Here is a 17,383-nt window from a genome sequence, read left to right on the forward strand (position 1 = left end):
ATGGGCCAGAGAAAAGGAAGAACGGTATATTATCGAGGATGACTACGACAGTGAGTTCCGGTACTATGGAAAGCCGATCCCGGCCCTTCAGGGCATCGACGAGAGTGATAAGGTAATATATATGGGTACTTTTTCTAAAGCGATCGCCCCTGCCATACGGATCGGTTATATGGTGCTGCCCAAAAGCCTTGTGCCTGCATACAGAAAGACCGCGGGTATTTTCTCCTGTGCGGTATCCAGGATCGACCAGAGTGTTCTCACCTCTTTTTTGTCGGAAGGGCATTTTGAACGGCACTTAAACCGGATGAGAAATGTTTATAAAGAAAAGCACGATCTCCTGATTCAAAAGCTGAAGGAAATCGACAGCCGGATCACGGTTTACGGGGCCGGAGCAGGCCTTCATGTGCGCGTTGATTTTCCTATTCAGGATACCAGGCGGTTTGAAAAAGAACTGCTGAAACGGGGAGTCAGGATTTATCCCCTTTCGATGTATTATATAGATGGGGGTCCCGAAAAGGAGCAGTATATTTTAGGCTTTACGAAAATGCAGAAAGAAGATATGATAAAAGGACTTAAGGCCATCCGGGAAGTTTACCGGCTGGTATGATATTTTCTACAAGAAATGAGGTACAAATAATGTCTGAAGAGATAAATGAAACAGAATTAGAAGAAAAAGAAGTGCCTGCAAAAACTGATGAGGAGAAAGACGAGCCTCATGATGTGGAGCACTACTGCTATCTGTGCCGCAGGCCGGAATCGGCTGCCGGAAAGATGATCACACTTCCCAAGGATATACATATCTGCGTAGACTGTATGCAGAGAACGATGGACAGTATGGGAAACGGACAGTTCAGCTTTATCGATGCCACAAACATGGACCTGAACAATATGGATCTGTCCCGTCTGATGGAAAATATGCAGGAACCGCCTGTGCAGGCAGTGAAGAAGAAAGATAAAAAGAAGAAAAAGAAAGAAAAAAAGGAACTGAATTTAAGAGATATTCCGGCACCGCATAAGATCAAGGCTATGCTGGATGAATATGTCATAGGACAGGACTATGCGAAAAAGGTCATGTCTGTGGCGGTCTACAATCACTATAAGCGGGTGGTGACCAACACCATGGAAGAGATCGAGATCGACAAATCCAACATGCTCATGGTCGGGCCTACCGGTTCCGGAAAGACGTATCTGGTAAAGACTCTGGCGAGGCTTCTTCAGGTACCGCTTGCCATCACGGATGCCACTTCTCTGACGGAGGCCGGCTATATCGGAGACGATGTGGAGAGCGTACTCTCTAAGCTTCTGCAGGCGGCAGACAATGACGTGGATGAGGCAGAGCACGGTATTATTTTTATCGATGAGATTGATAAGATCGCAAAGAAACAGAACACCAACAGCCGTGACGTCAGCGGAGAGTCCGTGCAGCAGGGGCTGTTAAAACTTTTAGAGGGCGCGGAGGTAGAAGTGCCGGTAGGTGCAACAAGCAAAAATGCTATGGTGCCCATGACGACCATTAATACAAAGAACATTCTGTTCATCTGCGGGGGAGCCTTCCCCGATCTGGATGAAATCATCAAAAAGCGTCTCATGAAGCAGACATCCATCGGCTTCCATGCGGACCTGAAAGATAAATTTGACAAAGACGAGAATATTCTGTCCAGAGTCACTGTGGATGATCTGCGGGAGTACGGAATGATACCGGAATTTTTAGGGAGACTTCCGATGGTATTTACGCTGGAAGGATTGTCAAAAGATATGCTGGTAAGGATCTTAAAAGAGCCGAAAAATGCAATCTTAAAACAGTACCAGAAGCTTCTGGAGCTGGATGAAGTTGAGCTGATATTTGACGAAAGTGCGCTGGAAGCAATCGCGGAAAAAGCGCTGGAAAAGAAGACTGGTGCCCGCGCATTAAGGGCGATCATAGAGAAATTTATGCTGGATATCATGTTTGAGATTCCCAAGGATGACACGATCGGAAGAGTGATCATCAACAGGGATTATATCTTAAATCACGGTACGCCGGTGATCGAACTGCGGGGACAATAACAGAAAAAAAGCCGGATCATATGATCTGGCTTTTTGCCTAATATTTTTGCTGAGGAGATGATATAATAGCTTTATGGAGGATTGTGTATGAATGATTTTAAGTATTTGAAAGAACTGTCCAAGCAGTACCCGAATATTTCGGCGGCTTCTGCGGAAATTATTAATCTGCAGGCGATTTTAAACCTTCCCAAAGGAACAGAGCACTTCGTTTCCGATCTGCATGGGGAGTACGAGAAATTCAGCCACATACTGAGAAACGGTTCCGGGGCGATCAGGGGGAAGATCGACGACCAGTTCGGCAATATTCTAAGCATCAAAGAGAAGAAGAATCTGGCATCTGTCATCTATTATCCCGAGCAGAAGATGGACCTGATGGAAGAAGACTTGTCCGAAGAAGAGCTGGATTCCTGGTACCGGACCACGCTGATCCGGCTGATTCTCATGGCAAAGCTGGCCGCAAGCAAGTATACGAGATCGAAAGTGAGGAAAGCGATGCCTCCGGTGTTTGCGTACATCATGGAGGAATTGATCACAGAACACGGAATGCTGGACAAGGACGAGTATTTTGACCAGATCATCGAGACGATTTTAAAGACCGGGCAGGTCAGGGAACTGATCGCGGCCCTGGGCCATCTGATCCAGCGGCTGACCATCGACCATCTCCATGTGATCGGGGATATCTATGACCGCGGACCGGGAGCTCACCGGATTATGGACTGTCTCATGGATTATCATTCTCTGGATATCCAGTGGGGAAATCACGACATCCTCTGGATGGGGGCTGCGTCCGGACATGGGGCGTGTATTGCCAATGTGGTGAGGATCAGCGCCAGATACAATAATCTCGACACCCTGGAAAACGGATACGGGATCAATCTCATCCCTCTGGCAAGGTTTGCGCTGGACTGTTACAAGGATGATCCCTGTGAACTGTTTACAATCTCGGGGGATGTCCAGGAAGAGGATGTCAGGGAGCTGGACCTGAATAAAAAGATGCACAAGGCCATTGCCGTCATTCAATTTAAGCTGGAGGGACGCCTGATCAGGAGAAGACCGGATTTCGCCATGGAGGAGCGTCTGCTTCTGGATAAAATCGACTATGAAAAAGGCACTATCTGCATCCGGGGAAAAAAATATCCGTTAAAGGATACTCATTTTCCAACCATCGATCCAAAAGATCCGTACCGGCTGACCAAAGAAGAAGAGTATGTGATGGAACATCTGATCACTTCGTTCAAATACTGTGCTCATCTGCAGGAACATGTGCGGTTTCTTTTTTCTAAAGGCAGCATGTATCTTACATATAACGACATGGTTCTCTACCATGGCTGCGTTCCGCTGAATGCAGACGGAAGTTTCCGTCAGGTGAAGATCAACGGAAAGAAATATGCGGGGAAGGCCCTCTACGATGTGCTGGAACACCACGCCCGCCAGGGATATTTTGAGCAGGAAAATTCGCCGAAGAAAAAATATGGCCAGGATATCATGTGGTACATATGGTCCAATGAAAATTCACCGGTGTATGGGAAAGATAAGATGGCCACCTTCGAGCGCTATTTTGTGGATGATCCGGTCTTGAAAAAGGAGACAAAGGATTATTATTATCAGCTGATCGAGGAGGAGGCAGTCCTCTATCAGATACTGGAGGAATTTGACGCCGACGGCGTGAAAGGACATGTCGTCAACGGCCATATGCCTGTCGCTGTCAAGGACGGAGAAAGTCCGATCAAATGCAAAGGAAAGCTGTTTATCATTGACGGAGGCTTCTCAAAGGCATACCAGAAAAAAACAGGAATTGCAGGTTATACTCTTGTTTCTAATTCTTACGGAATTAAACTGGTTGCCCATGAGCCGTTTAAATCAAGGGATTTTGTCATCCGTGAAGAAACAGACATACATTCAGATACGGTCCTGTCGAAAAAGGTGATCCGCAGGAAACGGGTCGGGGATACGGACAACGGAAAACGAATAAAGGAAAGCATTAAGGATCTGGGCTGTCTCGTGACAGCATACCGAAAAGGAGAAATTTCAGAAAGAATCTAAGGAGAAGACGCTATGGAAAAGACATATTATCAGGCACCTACGGCTGCAGTGCTGGGAGACGTGGAATTGGGAGACGGAGTATCTGTCTGGTTCTCCTCTGTGGTCAGGGGCGACGAAAGCCAAATAAAGATCGGAAACCAGACTAACATTCAGGAAAACTGCACGGTCCATGTGGAGGAAGGACATCCGGTCCTCGTAGGGGAGCGGGTGACGGTAGGACACAACACGATTCTGCACGGGTGTACCATTGGGGATGAGACAATGATCGGCATGGGAAGCATCATCATGAACGGAGCCCAAATAGGCACACATTGTTTTATTGGGGCGGGAAGCCTTGTGACGGAAGGAACCGTAATCCCGGACGGAAGTCTTGCGTTCGGACGTCCCGCAAAGGTGGTCCGTCCGGTGACAGAAGAAGAAATCCGGGATATCAGGGAAAGCAGCCGGTATTATGTGGAAACTGCACAAAATCATCTTACAGAGAAAAATTCATAATTTAAATAGATGTTTCATACTTATTAAGCAAGATTATTTTTTGGAGAATTTTATGCCGGATGATTGTATTGGGGCGGCAGTCAATGAAAATTACCGCGATTTTATTTCCGGATTCAGGACCAGTCCGAATGAACTTCGGGACTTTTATCATTCAGACTGCATTACTCAGGTGAATTTTCAATATGCGATTGTCTATGTAGATGAGCAGCAGGCGGCTGCTTCCCCTGTCTCCAATTTTTCAGGAAATGCAATTCCCAGGTGCTACGGTCTTATGGATATGCAGGTTCTGGAGGAGACCGGGGCGGCACAGGTGCGGCGGTCGGGGCTTGATCTTACAGGACAGGGAGTTCTGGCTGCAGTCATAGATACAGGGATCGATTATACGAATACTGTGTTCCAGCTTGGAAACCAGACTACAAAGATTCAATATATATGGGATCAGACGATACAGGGAGAAGATCCTCCGATGCCTTATGGATATGGGACGGAATACACAAAAGAGCAGATAGATGAGGCGCTGCAGGCAGAAAATCCCCTGGAGATTGTTCCGAGCCAGGATACATCGGGACATGGAACTTTTCTTGCAGGCATGATCGCGGGAAATGAAGTACAGGAAGAGAATTTTTCAGGGATCGCGCCGGGGTCCGAACTGGTGGTGGTAAAACTGAAACAGGCAAAAAGCTATTTGAAAGAATATTACTGTATTGATCCTTCAAAGGAAGTCTATGCAGAACCGGATATCATGCTGGCGATCCGCTATGTTCTGGAGAAGGCAGATGAACTTAATATGCCGGTTGTGATTTATCTGGGACTTGGGACCAATCTTTCCTCCCACACCGGAACTTCACCGCTGGCCAGGCAGATTTCAGCCCTGGCATACCAGCCGGGAATTGCGATCATTGTGACCGGGGGAAATGAAGGGCAGGCCAAACATCACTATGCGGGTGCACTCTCGGACGGAGAAGTTGTGGTGGAAATAAAGGTGGGGCCGGGGGAATACGGATTTACAGCGGAACTTTGGGGCTTTCAGCCAAACCAGTTTTTTGTGGACATCGAATCGCCTTCGGGCCAGAGGACCGGTGTAATATCAGGAGGCTATAGGGGCAGAAGGAATATCACATTTCTGCTGGAACAGACGAGTCTCATCGTAGATTATTTTACCATTGACGTATCCACAGGTTCTCCTTTTATCCGTATGAGATTCCGTGCCCCAGCAGAGGGAGTCTGGAAGGTTCATGTGACAGACGAAAATGTGGGGAGCAGGGAGTTTGACATGTGGCTTCCCATCCGGAATTTTATCACCGATGAGACCTATTTCTTAGAACCTACACCATATAATACACTCACTGCACCGGGGAACGCGGCACCGGTCATTACCCCTTCCACTTATAATCAGAGTAATAACAGCTTTTTTATCGAAAGCGGAAGAGGATATCCCAGGACCATGACCATACAGCCGGATTTTGCGGCGCCGGGTGTCAATGTGATCGGAGTCCTTCCCAGGAATCGGTTTGGGATGAAGACGGGCGCCAGTATTTCAGGGTCAGTGGTCGCCGGTCTTGCGGCACTGCTGCTGGAGTGGGGCCAGGTCAAAGAAAATGACTTGATCATGAATACACTGAGACTGAAGAATTATCTGATCCGCGGAGCCAGGAGAGATCCGGACCGAAATTATCCAAACAGGGAATGGGGATTTGGAGCCGTGGATGTTTATCAGGCTTTTTTAAGAATCCGTTAGAGTCGGTACTATAAAAGAAACTTCATGGCTGCAGTCTTATTTCCAGTTTTTTATTATGTTTCGGAAATAATTAATTTATAGTAACAAGCAGAACACATAGGAGTAATAAGATGGAGAGAGATAATATTTATGAAAAGCTGTGCCCTTATGTAGAGAGGGCAAAAGGCAGGGACGAACAGGCCTTCGAGTATCTCTATCACCATACGCATGAGATGATGAGGGTTTTTGTCTCAAATTTTTGTATTATCAGAGTGAAGTTAAAGACATCGTGCAGGCGATCTATCTGGAGGTCTTCTGTTTTCTTCCTTTGCTGAAAGACGATATGGCTTTTTGTGCATGGCTCAGATCAGTGGATTACCACTGTTGTCTCAAAGCTGTCCGGAAACAGAAGGAAACCAGTATCGGCGACGAAAAGGTGGAGCACATTAAAAATCTGCTGGAACAGATGGAACAGCCGTAGGAATTTTTTTGCTGAATCAGAAGCCGCTGCCGTCTGACAGTTTTACATCTGTTAGGACACCGGAGATAAAGCTTCAGGCAGAAAGCTTAAAGGGAATTGAGATTCCCAAGCCAGAACCGGTTCAAAAGAAAATAGAAGAAACAAAAATACAAAAAGGTAAATAAAAACAGCCGGGGATATACACGCATCCCCGGCTTCACTAATATAGACAGATTTTATTCCCGGTAATCACCGCGGCTGAATTCCAGGTGATAACCGATGCTCTCCATCCTGCGCCCGAGACAGCCTACACATTCGGCAGCCTCATCTCCGGTGCAGATCTTGTTGTCATAAAGAGCATAATCTTTTCTGACATCAATCGGGGAGAGGTTCGGCATGACCACATTGGCGCCGGCCAGGATTCCTTTTTCACGGCCGTTTGGATCGATCGTTCCAAGTGCCGTGGTGGAAGGAAGCAGCAGATGGTGGTTCATCAGGCGCAGGATGCTGATCATGTAAGTAGTGAGGTCCGCTGTGCCGGAAGGCTCATCCTTAAAAGGTGTATCGTGATGAGGAATGAACGGCCCGATCCCTACCATTTTAGGATTCAGCTCTTTGATAAACAGAAGATCTTCGGCCAGGTGGGCAGCTGTCTGTCCGGGGGCGCCTACCATAAATCCGGTACCGACATGGAAGCCGGCTTTTTTTAAGTCCCACAGGCACTGCTTGCGGTGGGCCAGGGACATCACTTCTGGATGAAGCTTTTGATAGTGTTCCTCGGTAGCCGTCTCATGGCGCAGAAGATAGCGGTTGGCCCCTGCCTCATAGAGAGTCTGATAGCTTTCCGGTGAGCGTTCCCCAAGGGACAGGGTGATCGCGCAGTCTGGATAGGCTTTGCGCATGGCGGAGACAATAGAAACCATACGCTCATCATGAAAATAAGGATCTTCTCCTCCCTGAAGAACAAAACTCCGGTATCCAAGCTCATATCCGCTCTCACATGCAGAGAGGATCTGTTCCACGGTCAGACGGTAACGGCTGACATTTGGGTTGGAACGGCGGATGCCGCAGTATAAACAGTCATTTTTGCAGTAGTTGGTAAATTCAATGAGCCCTCTTGGAAAGACTCCGGTGCCGTATATTTTCTGAGCTTCTTTCCGGGCCAGGGATGCAAGATAATCGGCATCCTTCGCTGTCCTGTGTTCGATCAGGCGAATAAAATCTTCTCTCGGCAGAATTTGTTCTTTATATAATCGGTTGATCAACTCAAAATGATTCATGAAGATCAGGTTCCTTTCTTAGCATATTCGTGAAAATATCATACCATAATAGAAATAGAATAGAAAGGATTTCTATGTGGGTCTGTTTGTGATAAAATTTTTATCAGAAACTACAGAAGATACAGAAAGGAAACTGTTATGAACGAAAATGTAACTGTTTTTAGCCATCCGTTAATCAAACATAAAATTTCCCAATTAAGGGATGAAACGTGCAAGACTAAGGAATTCAGGGCGCTGGTGGAAGAAATTTCTATGCTCATGGGTTATGAGGTGCTCAGGGATCTGGAAATGGAAGAGATCGAGATCAAGACACCGATGGAGACAACCACTGCACCGATTATTAAAGGCAAGAAGCTTGCGCTGGTCCCGATCCTCAGAGCAGGACTTGGCATGACCGGAGGGATTCTGTCCTTGGTGCCGTCTGCCAAAGTAGGACATGTGGGGATGTACAGAGACGAAGAGACGCTTGAACCCAAAGAATATTACTGCAAACTGCCGGAAGGGATCGACCAGCGTATGATTCTGATCGTAGATCCCATGCTTGCAACCGGAGGATCTGCGGATGCGGCGGTTCAGTTTGTAAAGAAAAAGGGCGGTAAGCAGATAAAGTTTGTTTCTATTATAGCAGCGCCTGAAGGAGTAAAACGCCTGTCAGAGGCACATCCTGACATTCAGATTTACTGTGGGGAGATCGACAGGGGATTAAATGAGAACGGATATATTCTGCCGGGACTCGGCGATGCCGGCGACCGCATTTTCGGAACGAAATAAAGAATGAATGAGATAAATACATTGGGAAACAATGAGAGTAATATTTGAATCTTATATCCGTATGTGCTAAACTACAAAAGTTGACGTTTTTTAAAGGAAAGTGAGTATAAGATGGTAAGAGAAGATATCAGAAATATTGCGATTATTGCCCATGTAGATCATGGAAAGACCACATTGGTGGATGAATTATTAAAACAGAGCGGTACCTTCCGTGAAAATCAGGAAGTGGAAGAAAGAGTCATGGACTCTAACGATATTGAGAGAGAACGCGGTATCACGATTTTGTCAAAGAATACCGGCGTGCGCTATAATGATGTAAAGATCAACATTATTGATACACCGGGACATGCTGACTTCGGCGGAGAAGTAGAGCGTGTGTTAAAGATGGTAAATGGAGTGGTGCTTGTAGTAGACGCCTTTGAAGGCCCTATGCCTCAGACAAAGTTTGTATTGAAAAAAGCGCTGGAACTGGATTTGTCCGTGATCGTCTGTGTCAATAAAGTAGACCGTCCGGAGGCAAGGCCGGATGAAGTTGTGGATGAAGTGCTGGAATTACTGATGGAACTGGACGCAGACGATAAGCAGCTGGACTGTCCGTTTGTCTTCGCGTCCGCAAAGGGCGGATATGCGGTTGCCGATCTTTCCGATGAGAAGAAAGATATGAAGCCGCTGTTTGATACGATCATTGAACATATCGAGGCGCCGGAGGGAGATCCGGAGAAACCGACCCAGGTTCTGATCAGTACGATTGACTACAATGAATATGTGGGAAGGATCGGAGTCGGTAAGGTCGACAACGGTTCTATCAAGGTGAATCAGGAATACATGGTTGTAAACGCCCATGAAGAGGAAAAACAGCAGAAAGTTCGCATCACCAAGTTATATGAATTTGAAGGCCTTAACAAAGTGGATGTGAAAGAAGCCGGGATCGGATCGATTGTAGCCATCTCAGGGATTTCTGATATTCACATCGGAGATACGATTTGTGATCTTGATGAGCCTGAAGCTATCCCATTCCAGAAAATTTCAGAGCCTACCATTGCCATGCAGTTTATGGTCAATGACAGTCCTTTAGCCGGACAGGAAGGCAAGTATGTGACCAGCAGACATTTAAGGGACAGGCTGTTCCGTGAACTGAACACAGATGTCAGCTTAAGAGTAGAAGAAAGTGATACCACAGACAGCTATAAGGTATCCGGCCGCGGAGAACTTCATTTATCCGTACTGATCGAGAACATGCGCCGTGAGGGGTATGAGTTTGCAGTGAGCAAAGCGGAAGTTCTCTATAAAGAAGATGAAAAAGGCAAAAAGCTGGAACCGATGGAAATTGCCGTAGTTGACGTGCCGGAAGAGTTTGCCGGAGCTGTTATCGATAAATTAAGCCAGCGAAAGGGTGAACTTCAGGGTATGAGTTCTGCCAAAGGCGGTTATTCAAGGCTTGAATTCTCTATTCCGTCCAGAGGTTTGATCGGATACAGGGGAGAATTTTTGACAGATACCAAGGGAAACGGCATTTTAAATACAGTATTCGACGGTTATGGACCTTATAAGGGAGACATTCAGTACCGCAAGCAGGGTTCTCTGATCGCTTATGAAACCGGGGAGACGGTAACTTATGGCTTATTTGCGGCCCAGGAGAGAGGAACGCTGTTTGTTGGAGCCGGAGAGAAGGTTTACAGCGGCATGGTGATCGGCCAGAACGGAAAGGCCGAGGATGTTGAAGTAAACGTGTGCAGGACGAAAAAGCTTACCAATACCCGTGCATCAGGCTCTGACGATTCACTGAAGCTTTCACCTCCTAGAATTTTAAGCCTGGAGCAGGCCTTAGAGTTTATTGACACCGATGAACTACTGGAGATCACCCCGGAAAATATCAGGATCCGAAAGAAGATTCTGGATCCTACGATGAGAAAAAGACAGGCGTATAAGAAACAATAATGTCAAAACCTTCCGAATATTTTGTCGAAGGATTTTTCTTCTAATTGATGCCAATTTAGAATACTCTGTATAGTACACGAATTGATACAAGAAGGGAGAAAAAGTATGACAGAAAAAGGAATCAATAATAATCAAGTGGAGGTAGCGGGCGAGATTATATCCACCTTTGAATACAGCCATGAGATTTTTGGCGAAGGTTTTTATATGGTCAAACTTTTAGTAAACAGGTTAAGCGAAGCGACTGATGAAATACCATTGATGATTTCCGAACGTTTAGTGGACGTAACAAAGGACTGCCGGGGCAAATATCTCAGGGCTTTCGGTCAGTTCCGGTCGTATAACAAACATGAAGAAAACCATAACCATTTGATTTTATCCGTCTTCGTAAGGGATTTGGAATTCCTCGATTCCATGGAAGACGTGAAGCCGAACCAGATCCAGCTGGACGGGTTTATATGTAAGCAGCCGGTTTACAGGATGACACCCCTCGGAAGAGAAATCTGTGATATCCTGCTGGCTGTGAACCGTTCTTACGGGAAATCCGATTATATCCCTTGTATCTGCTGGGGAAGGAATGCCAGATTTGCGGGGAGTTTAGAAATCGGCGCCAGGATTGAACTTGTGGGAAGGATTCAGAGCCGTGAGTACCAGAAGCGGATCAGTGAATTTGAAGTCGTAAAGAGGACTGCATATGAAGTTTCTGTGAACAAACTGGAAATGAAGGTCCCGGAAGAAGAGTAAAACTCCCTGTTTTATAGGACATGACAGGGAAATCAGCGCGATAGATAAAGTATGGATTTTTTGCCGGAATGGTGATATAATAAAGCGATATTACTAAAGGAAGATTCTTTGAGGTGAAAAGATGAAAGGACGAGTGGAAGTTTACTGCGGCCAGGGCAAAGGGAAGACATCGTCGGCCTTAGGCCACTGCATCAAAGCAGCAGGACAGGGGAAGCAAGTCATTATTGTTCAATTCCTGAAAGGAAAAGACACGGAGGAGATCAGCTTTATAAGACGCCTGGAACCAGAGATTCAGCTGTTCAGTTTTGAGAAGTATGAACAGCACTATATGGATCTGACACCTGAACAGAAGAAAGAGCAGGAGCATTTCATCGGCAACGGCCTCTGTTATACGAAGAAGGTCATTGACACCAGACAGTGCGATGTCTTAGTGCTTGATGAGGTACTCGGACTTTTAGATCTTGGACTTCTTTCTGAGGAGGAACTGGTGGCCCTGGTCTCCGGAAGGGACGAGGAACTGGAAGTCATCATGACAGGAAGAAGACTGCCTGATTCTTTGAAGGACTGGGTGGATGACATCTACTGCATTAACACAATTAAAGAATCATAAGATTACATAAGAGATTAGGAGGAATGTATATGGCTATATTTACCGGAGCCGGCGTTGCATTGATCACGCCGATGAAAGAAGACTTATCAGTAGACTATGACCAGCTTGAGAGGGTCATTGACGATCAGATTAATCACGGCACCGACAGCATCATCATCTGCGGGACCACAGGGGAAGCTTCTACGATGTCTCACAAGGAGCAGATCGAGGTCGTTGCCGCATGTGTTTCCTGTGTCAACAAACGGGTTCCGGTCATTGCCGGGGCAGGTGCTAATTGCACAGACGAAGCCCTTTATCTCGCCAGGGAGTCGGAGAGAGTCGGAAGCGACGGGCTTTTAGTTGTAACTCCATACTATAACAAAGCCACACAGGCAGGATTGGTCGAGTATTACACGAGCATAGGTAATTCTGTAAACATTCCTATCATTATGTATAATATCCCGGGAAGGACCGGAGTGAACATTCAGCCTGAGACGACGGCAAAGATCTTCAAATCAGTGGAGAACATTGTAGGTATGAAGGAAGCCAGCGGCAATCTTTCACAGGTTGCGGATGCCCTCTATCTGACAGACGGAGAACTTGACATGTATTCCGGAAATGACGACCAGATCCTTCCGGTCTTATCTCTCGGAGGCAAAGGTGTGATCTCTGTTTTGTCCAACATCGCACCGCAGGAGACCCATGATATGGTCATGAAGTTCTTAAACGGAGACGTAAAGGGCAGTCAGGAACTTCAGATGAAGTATATGGACGTGATCCATAAACTGTTCTGTGAAGTAAACCCAATCCCTGTAAAAAGAGCTATGGCAGAGCTGGGATTCGGAGCCAACGCAGTGAGAAGGCCTCTTACAGAGATGGAAGAAGATCACGCACAGGAACTCATCGAATCTATGAAAAATGTAGGAATTCTTTAAGGAGCGGCACAAATGATAAAAGTAATGATGCACGGCTGCAACGGTGCTATGGGACAGGTGATCAGCGGGATCATCGAAGAATCCGAAAGTGCGGTCATGGCGGCGGGAATAGACTTTAAAGACGACGGACACAATCCGTATCCGGTATTTAAAAATCTGGAAGACTGCAATGTGGATGTCGATGTAATCATTGATTTTTCCTCCTCCAAAGCCACGGACCGGCTGTTAAGCTATGTGGCTGAAAAGCAGATACCGCTTGTCTTATGTACGACGGGTCTGAGTGAAGAACAGTTAAAAAAAGTCGAGGAGACAAGCAAAAAGACCGCAATTTTAAGGTCTGCCAACATGTCTCTTGGGGTTAATGTTTTATTAAAGCTTGTGAATACGGCAGCAAAGGTGCTGGCAGATGCGGATTTTGATATTGATATCGTAGAGAAGCACCATAAACTGAAAGTAGACGCACCGTCAGGAACTGCCCTTGCGCTGGCAGACGCAGTCAATGAAGCGCTTCACAACGAGTACGAGTATGTTTATGACCGGAGTCAGAGAAGGATCAGGCGTCCGAAAAAAGAGATCGGCATTTCGGCGGTCCGCGGAGGGACCATAGTCGGACAGCACGATGTGATCTTTGCCGGACAGGATGAAGTCATTGAATTTCATCACACGGCCTACTCCAAAGCAATCTTTGGAAAAGGGGCAGTCAGCGCGGCTATCTACCTTGCGGGCAAACCGGCCGGTATGTATGATATGAGCGACGTGATCGGTTAAATATTGTTTGAAACCAAAGGCGGTACGGCTGATGATGCGTACTGCCTTTTTGTGAACATACGAAAGAAAGAGTGGGATTTATGTTATCAAAAAAAGTATTAGAGTTATCGAAGCAGCACTCCGTGATCCGGGATATTTTTGAATTCGGCATGGAGAGGGCCAAAGAAGTGGGGGCTGAAAATGTATTTGACTTCAGTATAGGAAACCCATCGGTTCCTGCCCCGAAGGAAGTGGATGAGACGGCTATGAAGTACATAGAGAACGGCGATCCGGTGGCAGTCCATGGATATACAAGCAATGCGGGCATATTTGAGGTAAGGGATGCAGTGGCAAAGTCATTGAACAAAAGGTTTGACACGGCTTACAGCGCGGATAATATTTTCATGACGATTGGCGCTGCGGCGGCTGTGGGCATTTGTTTTAAAAGTCTGGTGGACGGGCCGGAGGATGAGATTATCACCTTTGCGCCTTATTTCCCTGAATATCAGGTATATGCCGAGGGAGCCGGATGTAAGCTCACCGTGATTCCGGCTGAGACTGAGACATTCCAGATTGATTTTGAAAGGCTTAAGTCTGCCATCAATGTACACACGAAGGCTGTGCTGATCAATTCTCCGAACAATCCTTCCGGAGCCGTTTATTCCAGGGAGACGATTCAGAGGCTTGCGGAGCTTCTCACAGAGAAGCAGAAAGAGACAGGCCACAGCATTTATATCATATCCGACGAACCATACAGGGAGATCGTCTATGACGGAATAGAACTTCCCCACGTTCCGAAATATTATGATAACACATTAGTCTGTTATTCTTTCAGCAAATCTCTTTCTATTCCCGGAGAGAGGATCGGCTATATCATCGCACCGTGTAAGGCGGAAGATTATGCGGATCTTCTGCCCGTGTTTATCGCTTCAGGAAGGCTGCTTTCTTATGTGAGTGTGCCTGCTTTATATCAGAAGGTAGTCGGCGACTGTGCTGATCTCACGGCAGACCTGTCCGTATATCAGGCAAACAAAGACTTATTTTATAATGCCTTGACGGATATGGGCTACGAGTGTGTGGAGCCGGGAGGGGCATTTTACCTGTTCCCCAAGGCTTTGGAACCGGACGCCAACGCATTTTGTGAGCGGGCAAAGAAGTATGACCTGCTGATGGTTCCGGGGGACAGCTTTGGATGTCCGGGTTATGTGCGGATTTCCTACTGTGTACCTACGGAAAGGATTGAGAAGGCGCTGCCCCTGTTTCAGAAACTGATCGATGAATACAAGGAGAATTAAAATGAAATCTTGGAGAGATAATATAAGAAATGTAGTCCCGTATACCCCGGGAGAACAGCCGAAAGAGGACGGTGTGATCAAGCTGAATACCAATGAGAATCCATATCCTCCTTCTCCGAAAGTTTTAGAAGCGATAAACCATATTAAACATCTGAGAAAATATCCGGACCCGGCAGCGGCGGATCTCACAGAAGCGATCAGTTCCTACTACGGTCTGAATCGGGACGAAGTCTTCGTCGGAGTCGGCTCAGATGACGTTTTAGCCATCGCTTTTCTGACGTTTTTTAATTCCGGAAAGCCGGTGTTTTTCCCGGACATTACCTATTCTTTTTATGATGTCTGGGCCAGTCTGTTTCAGATCCCGTATGAGACCAAAGCATTGGATGAAGAGTTCGGCATACATGCCGGAGATTATTACGGAGAAAACGGGGGAGTGATCTTTCCGAATCCCAATGCGCCGACAGGGGCTCTTTTAGAATTGGAGACAGTCAGGGATATTTTAGATCATAACAGAGATGTTCTTGTGATCGTGGACGAGGCTTACATCGACTTTGGGGGTGAGAGCGCGAGAAGCCTTATCCCTGAATATGATAATCTGCTGGTCGTACAGACATACTCTAAATCCCGCTCTCTTGCCGGGCTCAGGATAGGATATGCCATGGGAAATAAAGAGCTGATCAAGGCTATGAACGATGTGAAGTATTCCTTTAATTCTTACACGATGAACGAGCCGGCCATTGTTATGGGGAAGGCGGCGATCGAGGATGAAAAATATTTCCAAAAGACAAGAGAAAAGATTATAAATACCAGAGAATGGTTTCAGGAGGAACTTAGAAATCTGGGATTTGCATTTGCGGATTCCAAGGCAAATTTTGTCTTTGCATCACACGAATCTATTCCGGCCAAAGAATTATTCGAAGCAGCAAAGAGAGAAAAAATATATGTCCGATATTTTGACAAGCCCAGAATTGATAATTATTTAAGAATTACGATCGGCACAGATGATGAGATGCAGACTCTGGTGAAGTTTTTGAAAAAACAAATAAGGCCATAGGATAAAGCAGGCAGGTCACGGAAAATTTCCCGGTACTGCTTGCTTTTTTAAAAACTTTGAGTTAAGATAATAATGTAATTATTTCTAAAATATGGAATATACGAGGAGGGGTATGACGTAGACTTCCGTTTCAGCAAGGAAGGAGACGGTTATGTTGACCAGACCAGAGTTTTTAACTTATGTAGAAGAACACATACTGGAGTATGTGAAGGACCCGGAGGAAAAGCAGGCCTCCATCCGGCAGGTGACAAAGAACAATAACATCAGTTTAAACGGCCTCTGTATCGGAAAAGGAGAAGAAGTCTGCCAGCCTATCATTTATTTAGATTCCTATTATGAGGACTACCGGGAGGGAGCAGACCTGGGAGAGATCCTATGCAGGATAGGTGCGGTCTATGAGGACAGCAGGGCAGACAGTCCGATCGATGCTTCCCTTTACAGGGATTACAGCCACATGAGGGATCTGCTATTTTTCCGTCTTGTAAATTATGAGAAGAACAAAGAACAGTTAAAGGACTGTCCCTGTGAGAGAATCGAGGATCTGGCCGTGACTTACCGGTGGTTTGCCCACCATGACAAGAATGGGATGGCCAGTGCTCTGATCCGCAATCAGGATCTTGACTTATGGGGCATCACAAAGGATCAGCTCATGAAAGATGCAAAAGCAAATACAAAGAGAGTTTTTCCGCCCCTGCTCCGGCCTATGGAGGAGTTATTTCCTCAGATGGATGCGGCAGGAGAGCTGTTTGTCCTGACCAATGAAGAGGGACTCAATGGTGCGGGAACTGTCCTCTATGAAGGAATTCTCGACAGTTTTTCCGATCAGATTAAAGGTGGATTTTATATTCTTCCCAGCAGTATCCATGAGGTTCTGCTTGTGCCTGAAAAGGAAGGAAGTGATCCTGCGGCCCTCTCGGAACTGGTGAAAGAAGTAAACCGTACCGTGGTGGATGACGGTGAGATATTGTCTGACCGGATTTACTATTATGAAAAAGGGCAGAATGTATTTATGTCGAAAGTGTGAATTTTACATCCGGAGGGACTGTGACCTTGTCATCCGGAGAACGTTACTTTATAATGTAAATAATTAAAAAGCTGGGGTGATGAAAGATGAGACGTTGGGAAATATATCTGGAAATATTCATGGAACTTATAGTGATCGCGGGAGGGGCCTTTCTTCTGATCTTTGTCCTGCCTAAGTGCATCGGATTCTTATGGCCCTTTGTGGCTGCTTGGATTGTGGCGATGCTGGCCCATCCGGTGATTGCGTTT

General features: G+C 46.3%; 16 protein-coding genes and 1 pseudogene. 16 read left to right on the forward strand and 1 reads right to left on the reverse strand.

Annotated elements, in window-relative coordinates; translation table 11 throughout:
* The 6 genes from QVP35_RS12985 to QVP35_RS13010 form a co-directional block, all read left to right on the forward strand.
* Positions 1-607: aminotransferase-like domain-containing protein (locus QVP35_RS12985; RefSeq protein ID WP_288187915.1), on the forward strand; the 607-nt coding region annotated here is incomplete at its 5' end.
* A 29-nt stretch (positions 608-636) separates the two neighbouring features.
* A complete protein-coding gene (clpX, locus tag QVP35_RS12990) occupies positions 637-2,046 on the forward strand; it encodes an ATP-dependent Clp protease ATP-binding subunit ClpX (RefSeq protein ID WP_022261243.1) in 1,410 nt (469 codons plus the stop codon).
* Between the two features lie 87 nt (positions 2,047-2,133).
* Entirely contained in the window at positions 2,134-4,089 is a 1,956-nt protein-coding gene (locus tag QVP35_RS12995; RefSeq protein ID WP_009290747.1) for a fructose-bisphosphatase class III, read from the forward strand.
* Positions 4,090-4,101: 12 nt separating this feature from the next.
* Complete coding sequence (locus QVP35_RS13000) at positions 4,102-4,584, forward strand: gamma carbonic anhydrase family protein (protein ID WP_009290748.1); 483 nt, start codon at positions 4,102-4,104, stop codon at positions 4,582-4,584.
* A 52-nt stretch (positions 4,585-4,636) separates the two neighbouring features.
* Entirely contained in the window at positions 4,637-6,322 is a 1,686-nt protein-coding gene (locus QVP35_RS13005; protein ID WP_009290749.1) for a S8 family peptidase, read from the forward strand.
* A 238-nt stretch (positions 6,323-6,560) separates the two neighbouring features.
* Positions 6,561-6,782, forward strand: coding sequence for a hypothetical protein (locus QVP35_RS13010; RefSeq protein ID WP_009290750.1), 222 nt, complete (start codon positions 6,561-6,563; stop codon positions 6,780-6,782).
* Between the two features lie 215 nt (positions 6,783-6,997).
* Here the strand turns inward: QVP35_RS13010 and hydE are convergent, their stop codons facing one another.
* The gene (gene hydE / locus QVP35_RS13015) at positions 6,998-8,041 is read right to left on the reverse strand and encodes a [FeFe] hydrogenase H-cluster radical SAM maturase HydE (RefSeq protein WP_022261245.1); all 1,044 of its coding nucleotides are present in this window, start codon (positions 8,039-8,041) and stop codon (positions 6,998-7,000) included.
* Between the two features lie 138 nt (positions 8,042-8,179).
* On the opposite strand from hydE, the gene upp reads away from it, so the two are divergent.
* From upp to QVP35_RS16655, 10 genes and pseudogenes are all read left to right on the forward strand, one after another.
* Positions 8,180-8,812: a uracil phosphoribosyltransferase gene (gene upp / locus QVP35_RS13020; RefSeq protein WP_006565577.1), complete on the forward strand. Its 633-nt coding sequence runs from the start codon at positions 8,180-8,182 to the stop codon at positions 8,810-8,812.
* Positions 8,813-8,923: 111 nt separating this feature from the next.
* Positions 8,924-10,750: a translational GTPase TypA gene (gene typA / locus QVP35_RS13025; RefSeq protein WP_009290752.1), complete on the forward strand. Its 1,827-nt coding sequence runs from the start codon at positions 8,924-8,926 to the stop codon at positions 10,748-10,750.
* Positions 10,751-10,855: 105 nt separating this feature from the next.
* Positions 10,856-11,491 carry a single-stranded DNA-binding protein gene (locus tag QVP35_RS13030; RefSeq protein WP_006565575.1) on the forward strand — a complete coding sequence of 212 codons (636 nt, stop codon included), beginning with the start codon at positions 10,856-10,858 and terminating at the stop codon, positions 11,489-11,491.
* Positions 11,492-11,612: 121 nt separating this feature from the next.
* Entirely contained in the window at positions 11,613-12,101 is a 489-nt protein-coding gene (locus tag QVP35_RS13035) for a cob(I)yrinic acid a,c-diamide adenosyltransferase (protein ID WP_006565574.1), read from the forward strand.
* A gap of 29 nt (positions 12,102-12,130) precedes the next feature.
* On the forward strand, positions 12,131-13,015 hold the full coding sequence (dapA, locus tag QVP35_RS13040) for a 4-hydroxy-tetrahydrodipicolinate synthase (protein ID WP_009290753.1): 885 nt from the start codon (positions 12,131-12,133) through the stop codon (positions 13,013-13,015).
* A gap of 12 nt (positions 13,016-13,027) precedes the next feature.
* On the forward strand, positions 13,028-13,783 hold the full coding sequence (gene dapB / locus QVP35_RS13045) for a 4-hydroxy-tetrahydrodipicolinate reductase (RefSeq protein WP_006565572.1): 756 nt from the start codon (positions 13,028-13,030) through the stop codon (positions 13,781-13,783).
* An 80-nt stretch (positions 13,784-13,863) separates the two neighbouring features.
* On the forward strand, positions 13,864-15,057 hold the full coding sequence (locus tag QVP35_RS13050; protein ID WP_009290754.1) for a pyridoxal phosphate-dependent aminotransferase: 1,194 nt from the start codon (positions 13,864-13,866) through the stop codon (positions 15,055-15,057).
* A 1-nt stretch (position 15,058) separates the two neighbouring features.
* Positions 15,059-16,111 (forward strand): histidinol-phosphate transaminase, encoded by a 1,053-nt coding sequence (gene hisC / locus QVP35_RS13055; RefSeq protein ID WP_009290755.1) that lies wholly within the window; start codon positions 15,059-15,061, stop codon positions 16,109-16,111.
* 151 nt (positions 16,112-16,262) lie between these two features.
* Positions 16,263-17,135 (forward strand): DUF5688 family protein, encoded by an 873-nt coding sequence (locus QVP35_RS13060; protein ID WP_006565569.1) that lies wholly within the window; start codon positions 16,263-16,265, stop codon positions 17,133-17,135.
* 119 nt (positions 17,136-17,254) lie between these two features.
* A pseudogene (locus QVP35_RS16655) lies at positions 17,255-17,383 on the forward strand (sporulation protein); the annotation flags it as partial.

Origin of the sequence: Anaerostipes sp. CAG:276 (assembly GCF_000432215.1) — a bacterium.
Lineage (GTDB): Bacteria > Bacillota > Clostridia > Lachnospirales > Lachnospiraceae > Anaerostipes > Anaerostipes caccae.